Source organism: Aggregatibacter segnis (assembly GCF_003130075.1).
Taxonomy (GTDB): domain Bacteria; phylum Pseudomonadota; class Gammaproteobacteria; order Enterobacterales; family Pasteurellaceae; genus Aggregatibacter; species Aggregatibacter segnis_A.
Genome location: NZ_NRCW01000001.1, coordinates 248640 through 266009 on the forward strand (window position 1 = coordinate 248640; position 17370 = coordinate 266009).

Here is a 17370-nt window from a genome sequence, read left to right on the forward strand (position 1 = left end):
ACTCTCTTGAATATAAAGTGCGGTTAAAATTTTAATTATTTTTGATTTTTATTGGTTTTTTAACAGGAAAACGCCTTGTTCGGAAAGATGCACATAGGCTTCTTGCGACGTCGGGTTGAACTGTTCCGGACGGCAGTTAATCAACAAATCTTGACCATGCCATACTGCCACGACTTCCCAATGGTTGCCCATGTACACCGCACTTTTAATCGTGCAACGTTGGGCTTCTGTGCCGGTTTCATGCAGATAAACGGCTTCCGGGCGAACGCCTGCCAAGCAATCCCCATCCGGTAAATTAAATTGCGCCGCATTATTTAAGGCAAGTTCATAGCCATGAATGTTAACGGTATTTCCTTGCAATTTCGCCGGGAAAATACTGGATTCGCCCATGAAGTTAGCCAAGAATAAGGAGTTCGGGCGTTGATACAGATCTTTCGCCGGTGCTTTTTGCATGATTTTCCCTTTATTCATCACGATAACTTCATCGGATACTGCAAAGGCTTCTGTTTGGTCGTGGGTCACGTATAGAGACGTGATGCCAAGGCTTTGTTGTAATTCACGGATTTTTTCCCGCATTGCGCGACGTAAGTTAGCATCAAGGTTACTTAAGGGTTCATCGAACAGTAAGACTTTGGGTTTGAGAACAAGCGCACGAGCAAGCGCCACACGTTGTTGTTGACCCCCGGAGATTTGATCCACATAACGATCTTCAAATCCGGCCAAATCTACCAATTCCAAGGCTTCTTTAACGCGCTGTTTACGCTCTTCCTTGCTCACGTTTTGCATGCGTAAGCCGTAACCGACGTTGTCACCGATGCTCATGTGCGGAAATAATGCGTAGGATTGGAACACGATACAAATATCGCGGTTTTGAATAGACGATTTGGTTACGTCTTCGCCGTCAATGAAAATTTGTCCGGAGGTTGGGTTTTCAAGACCGGCAACCAAACGCAAAATGGTTGTTTTACCGCAACCGGATGGACCAAGTAACGTCACCATGGTGCCGCGTTTAATGGTTAAATCCAAATCATCAATTACCACAGATTTGCCAAAGGCTTTCGTGACATTTTTTAATACTAAGAAATCATTACTCATATTTTTTACCTACAACTTAATTCATTTTTTTCGCTTTGGAACGGGAAATGCGGGTGTCACCAACAATCCAGTCGAAGAATAAAATAATCGCCATCATCACCACGATTAAGATAGAGCCGTATGCAATGGCAATCCCATACTCACCGTCTTCTACACGGTTTAGGATGTATGCGGTTGCTACACGGGTATCCGCAGTTACCAAGAAGATGATTGCACTTACTGTTGTCATGGCACGCACGAAACTGGTGACAAGCGCAGAGAGCAAGGCCGGTTTTAATAATGGCAACACGATATACCACAGGGTTTTCCATGAGCTACCTTTCAGAGAAAGGGAGGCTTCGTCTAGGGATTTATCAAGTTGTCCTAAGCCTGCAATCGCTGCACGCATACCAATTGGCAAATCACGCATCACCATGGAAATCACCACGATAATGCTGGTGCCGGTGATGTACATCGGCGCATTGTTAAAGGCAAGAATGTAAGATACCCCCGCTACGGTGCCTGGTACGGCAAAACAAAGCATGGTTAAGAACTCAAGGGATTTTTTCCCTTGGAAGTCTTTACGCACCACAATATAGGCAATTAATAAACCAAAAATGGCGGTAAGTGGTGCCGCGATACCGGCGTAAATTAAGGTATTAATTAAGGAAGGCCACGCGCCGTCACTTAATCCTTGTCCGAACAACATGGCGTAGTTCTTCAAGGTTAAGGTATAGTCCACACCCCAGTTGACGGTGAAGCTTCCGTAGAAAATACTGCCGTATAAAGCAAGGTTGAAGATAACCCAAGAACCGAGCATGAAAATAATCGTGTATTTCAAGCCGGCAGGGAGTTCTTGTACATCGCCGCGATAAGATTTACCGGAAACGGTCACATAAGAGCGGTTACCAATCCATAAATATTGAATGATAAAAATCGCCAAGGAGAAGATTAACAACATGGAGCCAAGGGTACTGGCGGAGGCGTAATCTAATTGTGAACCGGCAATGTAGAAGTAAATTTGCGTTGCAATAACGTCGAAGCTCCCCCCCAACACCAACGGGTTACTAAAGTCGGCGAGCGATTGGATGAACACGATGAGGAACGAGTTTGCCAAGGCCGGGCGCAGTAACGGGAAAATGATGTTATAGAAGGTTTGATAACGGTTAGCACGCAACGTATAAGACGCTTCTTCAATAGACGGATGCACGGATTTTAATGCACCGTCTAAAATCATGAAGGAAATTGGCGCGAATGCCAAAATCTGCGCAATGGCGATACCGTTAAAACCGTATAACCAGTTGTGATTGGTGAAGCCGAAATTGCTTGATAAAAACTCGGTCACATAACCGGAGCGGCCAAGCATTAAAGTTACCCCTAACCCGACCACAAACGGTGGTGTAACAATCGGCAAAATAGAGAAGATTTTACCGATAAATGCGGTACGGCGTGCGATACGGGTTGTATAAAGGGCAAATGCTAAACCGAATACCGTAGAAACGATACCCACGAAACCGGATAAAAACAAGGAGTTACTGATGACGCGCACAATGTAGCTTTGCGTCAAAATACGCATCACTTGTTGTGGGGCAAAGGTGTCCCCGTCGTAGAACATGGAGACAAAAATCGCCAAGGTTGGATACACGATGAAGAAGAAAATCAGCAAAATAATGCAAAGCAAGGAGGCGATAATAAATTTATCGCCTTGCATGATTTTCAGCTTGGCAAGCGATAGCGTAGCAAGTGCGGTGAAACCAATGAGTAAAACGATCACCGAATAACCCATACTGATTTTTAACACGCTCGCACTGATAAAGGTGAATAGTGTGGCTATTGCCAGTAAGTAAAGTTCCGCTTTAGCTTGGGTGTTGGCGGGTAATTTTAGCCACGGCAACAAACCGTATAAAATCACCGGTAGGAACCAAAAGGCGGTAATGTTAAAAGACGACCACCCCATGGCATCGTAGAATTCGTCGGCAGTGCTATCGAACAAACCGTAATCTAGGGCGTGGGAAGGTAAAACCAAGTATGCAATTAAGGATAAAATGATCCAAAAATGAGCAGAATGTGTTATTGGAAGTTTGTTTGCGTTCATACAACCTCGCATTAGTAGAAAAGTGAAGCAATGCAACAGCGCATTGCTTCTTTAATTTTACTACAATTATTTGGCTAATTTGACATCATCGACCCATTTGGTGATGAGGCGTTTACGTAAATCGGTGGCGCCGTATTTGTCAAAATCATAGTTAATCAGGTTAACGGATTTAAAATCCAACGCATAAGGCGATTGTTGCGCCGTGGTATTGGTTAAAATGGAATAGGCTTCGCCTTTTTGCCATGTTAATTCTTGCGCTTCTTTAGATAAGGCCCAATCCACGAAAAGTTTGGCATTTTCAAGATTGCGTGCGCCTTTAATCACGCTGACACCGCCGATTTCATAACCAGTTCCTTCGCAAGGCACCACTAATTCAACCGGAGCACCTTTAGCTTTTTCTAACGAATATTCGTGTAAAAAGCCGATGCCGATTGCTGTTTCGCCACGGGCGGTATTGCGAGTTGCTGTGTTACCAGATTTGGTATATTGCGAAACGTTTTTGTTTAACGCTTTCAAGTATTTGAAGGCTTCCTCTTCGCCCCAAAGCTGAATATAAGTGGCTAATTGAGTATAGCCTGTACCGGAACTTTGCGGATCCGCTGCTTGAATTTCATTGCGATACATAGGATCAGCTAAATCTTTCCAACATTTTGGTATTGGCAAATTGAGTTTTTGTAAACGTTCAGGGTTCACACCAAAACCTAACACACCAAGATAGATAGCAGAGGAATAGTTACCTTTCGTTTTGGCCGGATCACGGAATTGTTCAACAATTTGTGGCAGATTTGGTGATTTATACGGTTCCAACAAGCCCATTTCGCCCGCTTGGGAATGCGGATCCATTGTACCGCCATACCAAACATCGCCTTGAGGGTTATCTTTTTCCGCATCAATTTTGGCTAAGATAGTGCCCGTGCCGCCACGAATAAAACTGGTTTTTACATCATATTTTTTCTCGAATGCCATGGCTTCTTGCTCGCACATGGTGTTTTGCGCACTGCAATAAATGACTAAGCGACCTTTCGCTGCCGCATTGCCACTTAATAACATTCCACCGAGTACAACACCTGAAAGCGCTAACGCAATTTTTGAGAGTTTCATTTCAACACTCCTGTGTTTTTGATGTCGAGGTAACGCACTTTTGTTGATGTGCGTTCTGATGATAGTGATAGGCTCGCGTCGTAAGGACACGAGCCATCAATATAAGAAAAGTGCGGTAAGAAAAATACAAGAATTTTCGACCGCACTTTAGCGTGTTATTTCGCTAATTTAACGTCTTGAACCCATTTTTCAATTAAGGCTTTGCGTTGTTCGGCGGCGCCGTATTTTTCAAAGTCATAATTGATAAGGTTCAATTTGTTTGGATCAAACGCCGTTGGCGATTGTTCTGCCGTTGTGTTGGTTAAGATTTGTAAGGATTCACCTTGTTTCCATGCCAATTCTTGACCTTCTTTAGATAATGCCCAATCCACGAATAATTTTGCATTGTCGATATTACGCGCGCCTTTTAAGATGCTCACGCCGCCTAACTCATAGCCGGTACCTTCACATGGCACCACGAGTTCCAATGGTGCGCCATTGCGTTTTTCAAGGGCGTAATCGTGTAAGAAACCGATACCCACGACGGCTTCACCGCGAGCCGCGTTACGGGATGGGGTGACACCGGATTTGGTGTATTGGGAAACGTTTGGATGTAAAGCTTTTAAGAAATCAAAGGCTTTGTCTTCGCCCCAAAGTTGTACGAACGTGGCAAGCGCAGTATAGGCTGTACCGGCACTTTGTGGGTCAGCAATTTGTACTTCGCCTTTCAAACGTGGATCCGTTAAGTCTTTCCAGCATTTCGGGACTTCTTTAATGCCTAATTTTTCAAGACGTTCTGTGTTCACGCCGAAACCTAAAATCCCCATGTAAATGGCGGATACGTAGTTACCTTTGGTTTTTGCCGGATCACGGAAACGTTCTACGATTTCATCAATGTGTTTGGATTTGTAAGGTTCGATTAAACCTAATTCAGCCGCTTGCGCTTGTGGGTCGAATGTACCGCCGAACCACACGTCTGCTTGTGGGTTATTTTTTTCCGCTTCTACTTTGGCAAAGGTACTGCCTGAGCCGTTACGAATAAAGGAGGTTTTAACATCATATTTTTCACCAAAGGCTTTCGTGGTGGTTTCGCATAAAATATTCGTCGCACTACAATACACGACTAAACGTCCTTGTGCCGTTGCGGCTTGTGATGCGAATAACCCACCGGCCAAAAGTGCGGTTGAAATTGCAAGAGAAAGTGATTTGAGTTTCATGTTGTACCTCTTTATTGTTCATAAAATGAAAATGTAATATGAATGCGCTCAAGCAAGTGCTTTCAAGGTTTGCATGTTACATAAAATACCCCTTAATTAATGTGAGAAGTCTCACAAAACGAAGAATTTTATGAGCGAATATGTTGCGTAAAAAATTAATTGTAGAAAAATTGTTTGTAAATGGATCTATTTATGTCAAAAAAAGGCTTTTTTCTTTATAATTTCGCCAATTTATTTACCTTAATGAGAGAAAGGGAAACGGTATGTCAGATCATCAAGCATCATCTTGTATTATTATCGCCATTGCAGGCGCTTCGGCTTCAGGAAAAAGTTCTATCGCCTCTACGGTGCACAAAGAGCTTTGTCATGAATTAGGCTGTGAAGAAATCGGTATTATTGCAGAAGATAGTTATTACAAAGATCAAAGCCACTTAGAGATGTCTGAACGGGTCAAAACGAATTATGACCACCCAAATTCTATGGACCGTGATTTGCTCATTGCCCATTTGAAAGCCTTAAAAGCCGGCAACGCCGTTGATATTCCCGTGTATAGTTATGTGGAGCATACCCGAACCGATGAAGTGACCCATTTCACGCCAAAACGTATTGTGATTTTAGAGGGGATTTTATTACTTACAGACGAGCGTGTACGTCAGTTGGCAGATATTTCCGTGTTTGTGGATACGCCGTTAGATATTTGCTTTATTCGTCGTTTACAGCGTGACATGGAAGAACGTGGTCGCACCTTGCAATCCGTCATTGATCAATATCGTGCTACTGTGCGTCCGATGTTTCTGCAATTTATCGAACCGTCTAAACAACACGCTGACATTGTGATCCCTCGTGGTGGTAAAAACCGCATTGCTATCAATATGTTAAAAGCGCAAATTATGCAATTATTAAGCCAAAAATAGGAGCCTGGCATGAGATTATGTGATACTGACATTGAACGTTATCTGGATGAAGGCTTGATTTCTCTGAGTCCACGACCGTCTAACGATAAAATTAATGGTGCGACCATTGATGTTCGTTTGGGGAATTCTTTTCGCGTATTTCGTGAACATTCCGCACCTTACATTGATTTAAGTGGGCCGAAAGAAGAAGTCTCCGCGCAGTTGGAGTCGGTCATGAGCGATGAAATTATTATTGCTGATGATGAAGCCTTCTTCTTGCACCCCGGCATGCTTGCATTAGCGACGACGTTGGAGTCTGTGAAATTACCGGCCAATATTATCGGTTGGCTGGACGGACGTTCTTCTTTAGCGCGTTTGGGTTTAATGGTGCATGTGACGGCACACCGTATCGATCCGGGTTGGGAAGGCAAAATTGTATTGGAGTTTTATAATTCCGGTAAATTGCCGTTGGCGTTGCGTCCGAATATGGTGATTGGCGCCTTGAGTTTTGAAGTGTTAAGTGGCGCAGCGGCACGTCCGTATAACAGCCGTAAAGATGCTAAATACAAAAATCAACAAAATGCGGTTGCCAGTCGCATCGATGAGGATAAATAAATGAAAAAGATCGCCTTGATGACGCTGGTCGTGTTGTTGGCGATCTTGGCTTTTTTTCATGTTCAACTTAACAAACTCGAAAGTGCGGTGACAGCCAAATTGGCACAATATGAAACTGCATTTCAACATCTTAGTATCGGTCTTTTCCCACAGCCTTATGTCTCTTTTGAAGGGGTTAAACACAACCAAATTTCTATTGAAAAATTAAAAGGAATATTTAATTTTTCTGCCTTAATTTCCGGCAATATGCAACTTAAGCAGCTGGATATGCAACGTATTCGTTTTTCCGATAATGCGCTTAATTCTGCTGATATGCACATGTATTTTTCCGATTTCAGTTTGAATAATCTTCAACAAGATCGCGTGCTTTTCAATGAGCCACATTCGTTTTCTCTTGAATGGGATAAGCCGTTATATGGAACTCAAAAAAGTTTCACTTTTCGTTTCAATAAAGGTGAAATTTCCCGGTTCGCAGAAAAAGACTTTGCCGTTGTTTTTGAAGAGGTTGAGCTAAACCAACAACCCTTAGGAACCCTCCGAGCGGAAGTGGATTTGTCCAAATATACCAAATACGTCATTGCCGATATCATTTCGGATTGTGATCTTATTTGTATTGCTCATGTGGATTATGCGAGTTATCCCGGCCAAAGTGCGGTCAGTTTTTGGGGTAAAAATTATCCTATTGAACGTTTGCTAGGAATATTTAATTTTCCGAATACGGTGACGGGTAACAGCGATTTTGATATTGCCCTAGAGTTCGTTCAGTCAAAGGTGAAAAACGGTCGGTTCCATTTTAGTGCGCATGATGGCGAGTTATCCGGCGTGAATCTATTGGAGCTCGCCGGGCAGTATTTGCCGATAAATTGGAATGAAGCAGAACTCAAGCAAAAAGGCAAAATTAAAACGCCTTATGAAAAATTGGTAACGAGTTTTACGTTAAATGAAAGCAAATTAAAGATTGATAGAATAACGCTAAAAACCACCGCACTTTTGGGGCAGGGTTCTGGCCAAGTGGATTTAAATGCAATGCAATGCGACATCCATTTGAACCTCAGTTTAGCAAATGAAAAATATGCTGACCTTTCCTTGCCGATTCATTTTTTTGATAGCTGTTATTCGCCTCAATACGAATTACAGATCAATAAAGATTTTCGTAAGAAAATCAAAGAACTGATTAAACGCAAATTAAAGTAGTTTTTCTCTATGTACTCTTTACAAATCGTTCGGCGTCTGAAATTTTTTCGTGTTATTTTGCTGGCATTTGCTGGATTTGTCTTTAATACCACAGAGTTCTTGCCGGTCGCTTTATTGTCAGATATTGCCGACAGTTTTCACATTCCGGTGGAACAAGCCGGCTTGATGATCACTCTCTATGCTTGGATTGTGTCGCTCATGTCGTTGCCTTTTATGCTCATGACAGCAAAACTGGAGCGACGCAGTTTACTCATTAAATTATTGATTGTTTTTGTGGTAAGCCATGTGCTTTCTGTGTTGGCGTGGGACTTTTGGGTATTACTGCTTTCTCGCATCGGTATTGCCTTTACCCATGCGATCTTTTGGTCCATTACCGCTTCACTTGCCGTGCGCGTTGCGCCGAAAGATAAAAAAGCACAGGCTATTGGATTATTGGCGATGGGCAGTGCGTTAGCAATGGTGCTCGGTTTACCTCTTGGGCGAGTTATCGGGCAATATTTTGGCTGGCGCGAGGCGTTTGCCATTATTGCCGTGTTAGCGTTTACGATTTTAATTTTGCTTTATCGTTTCTTACCACATTTGGAAAGTCGTAATGCCGGCTCGTTGCGCAGTCTTCCGTTACTGATCAAACGCCCTTTATTACTTGGGCTTTATGCTTTAACCATATTGATTATTTCAGCACACTTCACGGCGTATAGTTATATAGAGCCTTTTATGGTGCGTATCGGTGAAATGAGCGATGCTGCCGCTACGGCGATTCTCTTGATTTTCGGGTTGTCGGGCATTATAGCCAGTTTGCTGTTTAATCGCTTTTATCAACGTTCGCCTACCGTTTTTTTATTGACTTCTATGGGCATTTTAATGCTTTCTCTTGTTTTATTGCTGCCACTAAGCGAGAGCCAATTTTCGATGTTTTTACTGGCGTTTATTTGGGGCATTGGTATTTCGGGCATCGGTTTAAGTTTACAAGTGCGCGTGTTACAACTGGCATCCGATGCAACGGATGTGGCAATGGCAATTTATTCAGGTTTATATAATGTCGGTATTGGTGGTGGCGCACTATTGGGCAATCAAGTGATGCAGCACCTCGGGTTGGCAAATATTGGTTTTTCCGGTGCGGCATTTGCCATGTTAGGTATTGGTCTTTTTGTTTATCTTCATCTCCGTTACGGTCAATCGCAAGGAAATGCGTTGGATTAACTCAGGCAAAAAGAGACTTGGTAGCAAGGGAGTTAAAAAAAGTGCGGTCGAAAAATCATGATATTTTCGACCGCACTTTAGTTTTATTTTTTCGATTTCTTAATAAACTTCATCAAACGTTTACGTTTACGTAATTGATTCGGCGTGAGTTTATTTCGTTTGCCGGCAAACGGGTTGTTACCCTCTTGGAATTGCAGACGAATCGGCGAACCGATAATTTTCAGGCTGCGACGGAAATGGTTGGATAAATAACGTTTGTAAGAATCCGGCAGTTTATCCACTTGGTTACCATGAATCACAATGATTGGCGGATTGTAGCCACCCGGGTGAGCATATTTTAGTTTCACACGACGACCGCTAATCATTGGTGGCTGATGTTCGTCCACCGCAATTTGCAGAATACGAGTCAGCATAGATGTTGTCATTTTCTGCGTCGCGCATTCGTAGGCTTCTTTGACGGAATCAAATAAATTACCAACGCCGCTGCCGTGTAAGGCTGAAATAAAGTGTACGCGGGCAAAATCAATAAAATCTAAACGGCGATCTAACTCGGATTTCACGCGATCTTTAACATCGGTGTCCAATCCATCCCATTTGTTCACCACAATTACCAGAGAACGGCCGGCATTTAAAATAAAGCCGAGGAGGGACAAGTCTTGGTCGGAGATGTTCTCACGGGCGTCAATAACCAATAGCACTACGTTGGCGTCTTGAATAGCTTGTAGCGTTTTGATCACAGAGAATTTTTCTACCGCTAAATGAACTTTACCGCGTTTACGCACACCGGCTGTGTCGATTAACGTGTAATTTTGGCCATCACGTTCCATTGGAATGTAAATACTGTCGCGAGTAGTGCCCGGCATATCGTAAACCACCACGCGATCTTCACCTAAAATGCGGTTAGTCAAAGTGGATTTGCCTACGTTCGGGCGACCTACAATGGCGATTTTAATGTTTTGGTTATCCGGTGTTTGTTCTTGTGCTAGTTCTTCATCTAAAAGTGCGGTGTCTTCTTCGTTTGAAAAATCGAAATCTTCGTCCCATTCATCAAATTCAGCAACCTCGGAAGAAACATCCGTGGTTTCGACCGCACTTTCTTCTGTTTTTTCTGCGTCTTCTGCTATTTTTTCTGCTAATGGGGTAAGCACTTGTTCCATTAAGCTGGCGATACCACGGCCTTGAGAGGCGGCAATCTGGGCAATTTCACCTAGGCCTAATTGATAGAACTCTGCGCAGTGGGAGTCAGCATCAATGCCGTCCACTTTGTTGGCAACTACCACGGTGGTTTTGTTCTGGCGTTGGCGCAAATAGTTTGCAATGCCGATATCTGCTGACGTTAAGCCGGCACGGGCATCCACTAAGAATAAAACGATGTCTGCTTCTTCAATGGCAAGCAACGATTGCTCCGCCATTTTTTCTTCTACGCCTTCTTCTGTGCCGTCGATACCGCCGGTATCAATGACGATGAAATCGTGTCCGGCAAGATGCGCTTGGCCATATTTACGATCGCGGGTTAGACCTGGAAAGTCAGCGACTAATGCATCACGGGTGCGGGTGAGACGATTGAATAGGGTTGATTTGCCCACGTTTGGGCGACCAACTAAGGCAACTACGGGAGTTGTCATAAAAACCTCTTATAAATGAATGTGCCACGGGAATATTGATATCGGCACTTGAAAAATGACCGGCATTATAGCGGATTTTGGCAGTGATGAGAAATGACAAGGGTTGGACGAAACAATTTATTTCTAAAAATCACTTTAAAATTTTTGCGTTGGTATTATATTAAAATAGACGAAAATTTGTACTGTTCATCTTCACGATTCATCAAGTTACCCTAAGCTGCTCAGAATTTAGCGAAAAATTAAACCGAATAATATGATTTAAAAATTAAAGAAATAAGGATAACTATGGCAAAAAGAAATTATTACGAGATATTGGGCGTAGATGAAAACGCCGATCTCGACACAATAAAAAAAGCGTACCGCAAATTGGTGCGCAAATATCACCCGGATGTTAGCAAAGAACCTGATGCGGTGCAGAAAACTGCCGAAGTGAATGAAGCTTATGAAACACTGAAAGACACACAAAAACGGACAGAATATGATGAAATGTTGGCTAATCCATTTGACGGTACAAGCCAAACGCGAGGCAACCCATTTGAGGGGGCTTACGGCGACACCAATGGTTTCCGTCATTATGAATTCCATTCCGGTGATGATGAGCCATTCGGGCAAGGAGATTTTCATTTCGAAGATTTATTCTCTGCCTTTGGGCGTCGAGGACAACAATCACATACTCGCCAAACAGGGCCAATGAAAGGCGAAGATCAGCATGCTGAACTCAGTATTGATATTGCCGCCGCTTATGACGGCACTGAGCGTTCTGTGACTCTAAATGTGCCGACTATTGATGAATATGGCAGAATTACTCAACAAAACAAAACATTAAACGTAAAAATTCCGAAAGGTATTACGGAAGGACAACAAATCCGTTTGGCGCGCCAAGGTTTGCCGGGCATTAATGGAGGAGAAAACGGTGATTTATATTTGAAAATTCGCTTCCATGAACGCCCCGATCTTTATGTGAAAAATAAAAAAGACGTTTGTCAAACTATCGATGTATTCCCATGGCTGGCGGCATTGGGTGGCAAAATTCAGGTTGTAACCCTTGGCGGACGTCTGCAACTCAACTTGCCGGCTAACAGCCAAAATGGCAAAAGCATTCGTTTGAAAGGCAAAGGTATTCCGGCTAAAGAACCGGGTGATTTATATTTGAATATTCGCATTTTGGTGCCACCGGTTGAGGATGACGCCGACCGTGCCGCATGGGAGCAAATTGCCACACATTTCGCCAGCAAACAGGCATAAAATAGAACAAGGAATTGAAATGATGAATCAAGATATTGATATCAAATTGAGCTTTAATGAAATGTTGAAAGTCTGTTCTGATGATCGTCAGTGGTTACTGGAACTGATTGAAGAAGGCGTGATTTCAGTGGATGGGCGACCCGAGCAGGCGATTTTCAGCGGTTTCCAAATGGCCCGCGTGCGTCGGGCTTGCCGTTTGCGGCATGATTTTGATGCCAGTGTACCTGCGCTAAGTTTGATTATGCGTCTATTGGACGAAGTAGAAGAATTACGTAAACAGAATCATCCTTTTTCCTTACTGGATGAGGTGTAAATAGGCTAAAAGTGCAGTCATTTTTGATGATATCTTTATGTTGTTAATGAAATAATTTACCCGTATGTGATGTGTAGATTTTATTGTTAGAAACTTGAAAAGGAGAAATGCTATGTTAAAAAACATTGAAAAAGCCACAGTACTAAAACTTAATGATCTATTGACATATCAGGACGGACAGGTCATCAGTAAAACCTTCTCGCAAAATCCGGCGGTGGGATTGACTATGTTTTGTTTACCGAAAGGCGAAGAAATCAGTGCGCATAAATCACGTGGTGATGCTTTAGTTACTATACTGGAAGGCAAGGCCCGAATTACGATTGACACCACTGATTATGATGTCAATGCCGGCGAAAGTATTGTCCTTCCGGCGGACATTCCTCATGCGCTATATGCATTGGAAAATTTTAAAATGTTTTTGACTGTGGTATTTCCGAAAGAAGGAAGATAGTTAGAAGAGAAAGGAGGCGCTTGGGGAAAGCGCCTTTATTTTTATGTTTTGAATAGTTGCGCATTTGCTAGAATTAAGAAAGGTAGTTTAGTGAAAAAGTGTTCATTACTTATGCGATATAGAAACTCGTTACACATGACAAAAAGTAGTGAGGAACAATAAAAAATAAATTTCTGGCATCATTTTATTCTTTATATGACGAAGAGAATGTACTTTTAAAGATGAGTACGAGAGGAATAATGTAACTGATGAACTTCAAAGAAGTGGCGGAACGGACGGGACTCGAACCCGCGACCCCCTGCGTGACAGGCAGGTATTCTAACCAGCTGAACTACCGCTCCGAATTAGAATAGATAAAATTGGCGGAATGGACGGGACTCGAACCCGCGACCCCCTGCGTGACAGGCAGGTATTCTAACCAGCTGAACTACCACTCCGCACAGGTGAGGTGCATAATAATGGCGACAGAGCATTCCGTCAACTTTTTTTTTCTCTTTTGGTCTTACTTGTTTAATCGGTGAACGATTTATTTAGTGCAAGGTTTCTTCTTGAGATTGGCGTGTCCACAAGCAATTATCTTTGCTTTTTTTATTGATTAATTTGAGGTATTCCAAATGCGCCTGCAACTCGTCTTCAGTGGGGGTAAGTAAGCGTAAATTATGTGAAAACGCGACCGCACTTTGTACCTGTTGCTCGTTCACATGTTGAATAATTTCTGATTCGTTTTCATCAAAAAGACTGGTTTGCCCGCCTGTCATGGCAAGGTAAACGTCTGCTAGAATTTCCGCATCCAGTAACGCGCCGTGCAAGGTTCGTTTACTGTTATCAATGCCTAAACGGCTACATAGTGCATCCAAGTTATTTTTCTTGCCCGGATACATTTGACGCGCCATTGTGAGCGTATCGGTCACTTGGCAAATATCGTTGGTTTTTATCGGTAAGTTGAGTTTGGCAAATTCATAATCCATGAACCCCACGTCGAAGGGCGCGTTGTGAATCAACAACTCGGCACCTTTAATATACTCAATAAATTCATTGGCAATTTGACTGAAATCCGGTTTATCCACAAGCATTTCATCGGTGATGCCGTGTACTTTAATTGCTTCAGGGTCAACGGGGCGATTGGGTTTGATGTAAATGTGAAAATTATTGCCGGTGTAGCGACGATTGATCATTTCCACTGCACCGATTTCAATGATGCAATGGCCTTCATAGTGGGCGCCCAGCTGGTTCATACCGGTGGTTTCCGTATCCAGTACAATCTGGCGATTCGGGTTAATTTGAATACTCATAACTTGACTTTTTATCCGCAAAAATTTCGGGTATTATCGCCCCATTTAAAATAAATTAGTAGTCAATATGCGCAAACAAATCGAAATTTTTACCGATGGATCTTGCCTTGGCAATCCCGGCCCGGGTGGCATTGGCATCCTATTACGTTATAAACAACATGAAAAACAGTTGTCCAAAGGTTTCTTGTTAACGACCAATAATCGCATGGAATTGTTGGCTGTGGTGGAAGCGTTAAATAGCTTGAAAGAACCTTGTGACATCCATTTATACAGCGATAGTCAATACATGAAAAATGGCATTACACAATGGATTTTCAATTGGAAGAAAAATAATTGGAAGGCGAGTAGTGGCAAAGCGGTGAAAAATCAAGATTTATGGATTGCGTTAGATCAGGCTATTGCTCGCCACAATGTGGATTGGCGCTGGGTAAAAGGGCACGCGGGACATCGTGAAAATGAAATTTGCGATCAACTGGCAAAACAAGGCGCCGAAAATCCGACATTGAATGATGAGGGCTATCAGCCGGAAACGTAAATCTTCTTAAAAAGAAACCGCACTTTATACGATGAAATATAAAGTGCGGTTTGTTTTTTCTGTGTTTTTAATTATTGTCGTTGGACGTATGTGCGATAGCTAAAAACTCCTCAAAAAACGTTGGGAATGTTTTGGCTGTGCAGTCTGGATCCAAAATGGTGATGGGCGTGTCAGATAAGGCGACCAAGGCGAAACACATCGCCATACGGTGATCGTTATAGGTTTTGATTTCTGCGGTCTTAAAATCCGTTAATTTTAAGGGTTGAATACGAATAAAATCCTCGCCTTCCTCCACGTCAGCACCCACTTTGCGTAGTTCGGTTGCCATGGCGGTTAAGCGATCCGTTTCTTTCACTCGCCAGTTATAAATGTTACGAATCACGGTTTCCCCTTCGGCAAACAACGCAGTCGTGGCAATGGTCATGGCCGCATCGGGAATATGGTTCATGTCCATATCCACACCGTGCAACGGCGCTTGTTCTGCTTCAATGAAATCCTCGCCCCACGTAATTTTTGCCCCCATTTTTTCTAACACATCGGCAAATAAACGGTCGCCTTGAATACTGTTTTTGCCGATGCCTGTGACTTTCACTTTGCCCTTAATGGCGCCTGCTGCCAAGAAATAGGACGCAGAGGATGCGTCACCTTCCACCAAGAAAGCGCCTGGTGATTGGTAAGATTGTTTGCCTTTCACGATAAAGCGTTGATAGTTTTGGTTTTCAACTTCCACACCGAAGATTTTCATCATGTTAAGGGTGATGTCGATATAGGGTTTAGAAACTAATTCACCAATAATTTCAATTTCACTGTCGCCTTCTGCAAGGGGGGCTGCCATTAAAAGTGCGGTCAAAAATTGCGATGAAATAGAACCGTTGATTTTAATCGTGCCACCACGCAAACCGGTGTTACGAATGGCAATCGGCGGATAGCCCTCGTTTTCTAAATAACGAATGTCTGCGCCCGCTTGCAACAGAGTGTCTATTAAGTGCTGAATCGGGCGCTCTTTCATGCGCGGCTCGCCGGTTAAAATCACTTCATTTTGTACGGAAGCGCCTTCACGCGCCAAACAAAGTGCCGCTGCCAACGGACGCATGGCGGTGCCGGCATTGCCTAAAAATAACGCTAAGCCGTCATGCCATTGAAAGGCACCACCTAAGCCCTGCACTTTGCAGACGGATTTATCGTCAGACAGCGAATATTGCACACCGAGGTGTTTTAAGGCGTTGAGCATGTGGCGGATGTCGTCGCTGTCTAATAAATTGGTGACGTTGGTCGTCCCATGTGCCAATGCGGCCAATAATAGGGCACGATTGGAGAGGCTTTTCGAGCCGGGCAGGTTGATCGTGCCTTCTACATGATGGATCGGGTTAAGGGTAATGGAAGTGGCGTGTTGCATAAATCGTCCGTTAGATGCCTAAAATTTCGCTAAGTGCGGTTAAAAAACGCTGATTTTCTTCCGGCAAGCCGATGCTGATACGCAAATGGTTCGGCAATCCGTAACCGGCAAGCGGACGTACGATCACGCCTTTGCGTAACAGTGCTTGATAAATCGGTGCGGCAGGTTGCTGTAAATCCAACATCACGAAGTTGCCCTTGGACGGCACATAACGCAAACCTTTTTCATCAAAGAAGTTTTGTAATAATTGCAGTCCGATACTGTTATTTTCTGCCACTTTGGCGACAAATTCATCGTCTTGAATGGCAGCAGTTGCTGCGGCAAGGGCAAGACTGTTGCAGTTAAAGGGTTGGCGTACACGATTTAACAAGCCCGCAATTTCTGTTGAGGAAACGGCGTAACCGATGCGCAAACCGGCTAAGCCGTAGGCTTTGGATAGGGTGCGGCACACGATCAGGTTCGGATATTTTGCCAACAAGCCGAAAGAATCCACGCGTTCATTCGGTTCGGTAAATTCCACATAGGCTTCATCCAACGCGACAATCACTTGCGGTGGCACTTGGGCTAAAAAGTCGGCAATTTCCACCGCACTTGAGAAACTACCCGTTGGGTTATTGGGATTAGCGATGTAGATTAATTTGGTGTTGGGCGTGATCGCTTTCAGAAAAGCAGGCAAATCGTTGCCATAATTTTTCGCCGGAATTTCTACCCGTCTGGCATTCAAGGCTTGACTAATTAATGGGTAAACAATGAAGCCATATTGGGAATAAATCACTTCGTCTTGCTCAGAAGCAAAAGTGTGCGCAATGAGTTCGATTAAATCGTTGGAGCCGTTACCAAGCGTGATTTGTTCAGGCTGTAAGCCGAATTTTTTGGCTACCGCTTGTTTGAAATAAAATCCGTTGGAATCAGGGTAAAGATGAAGATTGTCTAATTGTGCCTGAATCGCTTTTTTAGCACTGGGCGGTAAACCGAACGGATTTTCGTTCGAAGCGAGTTTGATGATATTTTTAATGCCTAATTCGCGTTCTAATTCTTCAATGGGCTTGCCAGCTTGGTAAGGTGAAAGCGCTTTTACGCCCGTATTGGCACGATCAAGATATTGCATAAGATGCTCCGAGTAAGAATGAAAGGAAAGAAAAGTG

Annotated in this window: 16 protein-coding genes and 2 tRNA genes; 8 read left to right on the plus strand and 10 right to left on the minus strand. The window is 43.3% G+C overall.

Annotated features, from left to right (window positions below; all coding sequences use genetic code 11):
- Positions 1-48 precede the first annotated feature (48 nt).
- From fbpC to DK415_RS01285, 4 genes are all read right to left on the minus strand, one after another.
- Entirely contained in the window at positions 49-1095 is a 1047-nt protein-coding gene (gene fbpC / locus DK415_RS01270; RefSeq protein ID WP_109128074.1) for a ferric ABC transporter ATP-binding protein, read from the minus strand.
- A 16-nt stretch (positions 1096-1111) separates the two neighbouring features.
- Entirely contained in the window at positions 1112-3169 is a 2058-nt protein-coding gene (locus DK415_RS01275) for an ABC transporter permease (protein ID WP_162540447.1), read from the minus strand.
- 66 nt (positions 3170-3235) lie between these two features.
- On the minus strand, positions 3236-4270 hold the full coding sequence (locus tag DK415_RS01280; RefSeq protein ID WP_006718951.1) for an ABC transporter substrate-binding protein: 1035 nt from the start codon (positions 4268-4270) through the stop codon (positions 3236-3238).
- Between the two features lie 155 nt (positions 4271-4425).
- Entirely contained in the window at positions 4426-5466 is a 1041-nt protein-coding gene (locus DK415_RS01285) for an ABC transporter substrate-binding protein (protein WP_048749851.1), read from the minus strand.
- A gap of 263 nt (positions 5467-5729) precedes the next feature.
- Between DK415_RS01285 and udk the strand changes: the two genes are divergently transcribed.
- The 4 genes from udk to DK415_RS01305 are packed head-to-tail and all read left to right on the plus strand — an operon-like array spanning position 5730 to position 9368.
- Positions 5730-6380, plus strand: a complete 651-nt coding sequence (gene udk, locus DK415_RS01290) for a uridine kinase (protein ID WP_109432093.1) — start codon at positions 5730-5732, stop codon at positions 6378-6380.
- A gap of 9 nt (positions 6381-6389) precedes the next feature.
- Positions 6390-6974 (plus strand): dCTP deaminase, encoded by a 585-nt coding sequence (gene dcd / locus DK415_RS01295; RefSeq protein WP_109432094.1) that lies wholly within the window; start codon positions 6390-6392, stop codon positions 6972-6974.
- A complete protein-coding gene (locus DK415_RS01300; protein ID WP_109432095.1) occupies positions 6975-8168 on the plus strand; it encodes an AsmA-like C-terminal region-containing protein in 1194 nt (397 codons plus the stop codon).
- Between the two features lie 9 nt (positions 8169-8177).
- A complete protein-coding gene (locus tag DK415_RS01305; RefSeq protein WP_109432096.1) occupies positions 8178-9368 on the plus strand; it encodes a sugar transporter in 1191 nt (396 codons plus the stop codon).
- An 83-nt stretch (positions 9369-9451) separates the two neighbouring features.
- Here the strand turns inward: DK415_RS01305 and der are convergent, their stop codons facing one another.
- Positions 9452-10993, minus strand: a complete 1542-nt coding sequence (gene der / locus DK415_RS01310) for a ribosome biogenesis GTPase Der (RefSeq protein WP_109432097.1) — start codon at positions 10991-10993, stop codon at positions 9452-9454.
- Positions 10994-11278: 285 nt separating this feature from the next.
- On the opposite strand from der, the gene DK415_RS01315 reads away from it, so the two are divergent.
- The 3 genes from DK415_RS01315 (at position 11279) to DK415_RS01325 (ending at position 13002) form a co-directional block, all read left to right on the plus strand.
- Complete coding sequence (locus DK415_RS01315; protein ID WP_109432098.1) at positions 11279-12238, plus strand: DnaJ C-terminal domain-containing protein; 960 nt, start codon at positions 11279-11281, stop codon at positions 12236-12238.
- Between the two features lie 22 nt (positions 12239-12260).
- A complete protein-coding gene (locus DK415_RS01320) occupies positions 12261-12551 on the plus strand; it encodes a chaperone modulator CbpM (protein WP_109432222.1) in 291 nt (96 codons plus the stop codon).
- A gap of 112 nt (positions 12552-12663) precedes the next feature.
- Positions 12664-13002 carry a cupin domain-containing protein gene (locus tag DK415_RS01325; protein WP_006718932.1) on the plus strand — a complete coding sequence of 113 codons (339 nt, stop codon included), beginning with the start codon at positions 12664-12666 and terminating at the stop codon, positions 13000-13002.
- A 264-nt stretch (positions 13003-13266) separates the two neighbouring features.
- Here the strand turns inward: DK415_RS01325 and DK415_RS01330 are convergent.
- The 3 genes from DK415_RS01330 to dnaQ form a co-directional block, all read right to left on the minus strand.
- Positions 13267-13343: transfer RNA gene (locus tag DK415_RS01330), tRNA-Asp, on the minus strand.
- A 19-nt stretch (positions 13344-13362) separates the two neighbouring features.
- Positions 13363-13439, minus strand: a tRNA-Asp gene (locus DK415_RS01335).
- Positions 13440-13532: 93 nt separating this feature from the next.
- Complete coding sequence (gene dnaQ / locus DK415_RS01340) at positions 13533-14294, minus strand: DNA polymerase III subunit epsilon (RefSeq protein WP_109432099.1); 762 nt, start codon at positions 14292-14294, stop codon at positions 13533-13535.
- Positions 14295-14361: 67 nt separating this feature from the next.
- Between dnaQ and rnhA the strand changes: the two genes are divergently transcribed.
- Positions 14362-14829, plus strand: coding sequence for a ribonuclease HI (gene rnhA / locus DK415_RS01345; protein ID WP_109432100.1), 468 nt, complete (start codon positions 14362-14364; stop codon positions 14827-14829).
- A 67-nt stretch (positions 14830-14896) separates the two neighbouring features.
- Here the strand turns inward: rnhA and aroA are convergent, their stop codons facing one another.
- Positions 14897-16225 (minus strand): 3-phosphoshikimate 1-carboxyvinyltransferase, encoded by a 1329-nt coding sequence (gene aroA, locus DK415_RS01350; RefSeq protein WP_109432101.1) that lies wholly within the window; start codon positions 16223-16225, stop codon positions 14897-14899.
- 10 nt (positions 16226-16235) lie between these two features.
- Complete coding sequence (gene hisC, locus DK415_RS01355) at positions 16236-17333, minus strand: histidinol-phosphate transaminase (protein ID WP_109432102.1); 1098 nt, start codon at positions 17331-17333, stop codon at positions 16236-16238.
- Positions 17334-17370 lie beyond the last annotated feature (37 nt).

What these genes read in the sequence shown, in the direction of transcription:
- fbpC (WP_109128074.1), bottom strand. Translation starts at nt 1,095, where the DNA reads ATGAGTAATGATTTCTTAGTATTAAAAAATGTCACGAAAGCCTTTGGC.
- DK415_RS01275 (WP_162540447.1), bottom strand. Translation starts at nt 3,169, where the DNA reads ATGAACGCAAACAAACTTCCAATAACACATTCTGCTCATTTTTGGATC.
- DK415_RS01280 (WP_006718951.1), bottom strand. Translation starts at nt 4,270, where the DNA reads ATGAAACTCTCAAAAATTGCGTTAGCGCTTTCAGGTGTTGTACTCGGT.
- DK415_RS01285 (WP_048749851.1), bottom strand. Translation starts at nt 5,466, where the DNA reads ATGAAACTCAAATCACTTTCTCTTGCAATTTCAACCGCACTTTTGGCC.
- udk (WP_109432093.1), top strand. Translation starts at nt 5,730, where the DNA reads ATGTCAGATCATCAAGCATCATCTTGTATTATTATCGCCATTGCAGGC.
- dcd (WP_109432094.1), top strand. Translation starts at nt 6,390, where the DNA reads ATGAGATTATGTGATACTGACATTGAACGTTATCTGGATGAAGGCTTG.
- DK415_RS01300 (WP_109432095.1), top strand. Translation starts at nt 6,975, where the DNA reads ATGAAAAAGATCGCCTTGATGACGCTGGTCGTGTTGTTGGCGATCTTG.
- DK415_RS01305 (WP_109432096.1), top strand. Translation starts at nt 8,178, where the DNA reads ATGTACTCTTTACAAATCGTTCGGCGTCTGAAATTTTTTCGTGTTATT.
- der (WP_109432097.1), bottom strand. Translation starts at nt 10,993, where the DNA reads ATGACAACTCCCGTAGTTGCCTTAGTTGGTCGCCCAAACGTGGGCAAA.
- DK415_RS01315 (WP_109432098.1), top strand. Translation starts at nt 11,279, where the DNA reads ATGGCAAAAAGAAATTATTACGAGATATTGGGCGTAGATGAAAACGCC.
- DK415_RS01320 (WP_109432222.1), top strand. Translation starts at nt 12,261, where the DNA reads ATGAATCAAGATATTGATATCAAATTGAGCTTTAATGAAATGTTGAAA.
- DK415_RS01325 (WP_006718932.1), top strand. Translation starts at nt 12,664, where the DNA reads ATGTTAAAAAACATTGAAAAAGCCACAGTACTAAAACTTAATGATCTA.
- dnaQ (WP_109432099.1), bottom strand. Translation starts at nt 14,294, where the DNA reads ATGAGTATTCAAATTAACCCGAATCGCCAGATTGTACTGGATACGGAA.
- rnhA (WP_109432100.1), top strand. Translation starts at nt 14,362, where the DNA reads ATGCGCAAACAAATCGAAATTTTTACCGATGGATCTTGCCTTGGCAAT.
- aroA (WP_109432101.1), bottom strand. Translation starts at nt 16,225, where the DNA reads ATGCAACACGCCACTTCCATTACCCTTAACCCGATCCATCATGTAGAA.
- hisC (WP_109432102.1), bottom strand. Translation starts at nt 17,333, where the DNA reads ATGCAATATCTTGATCGTGCCAATACGGGCGTAAAAGCGCTTTCACCT.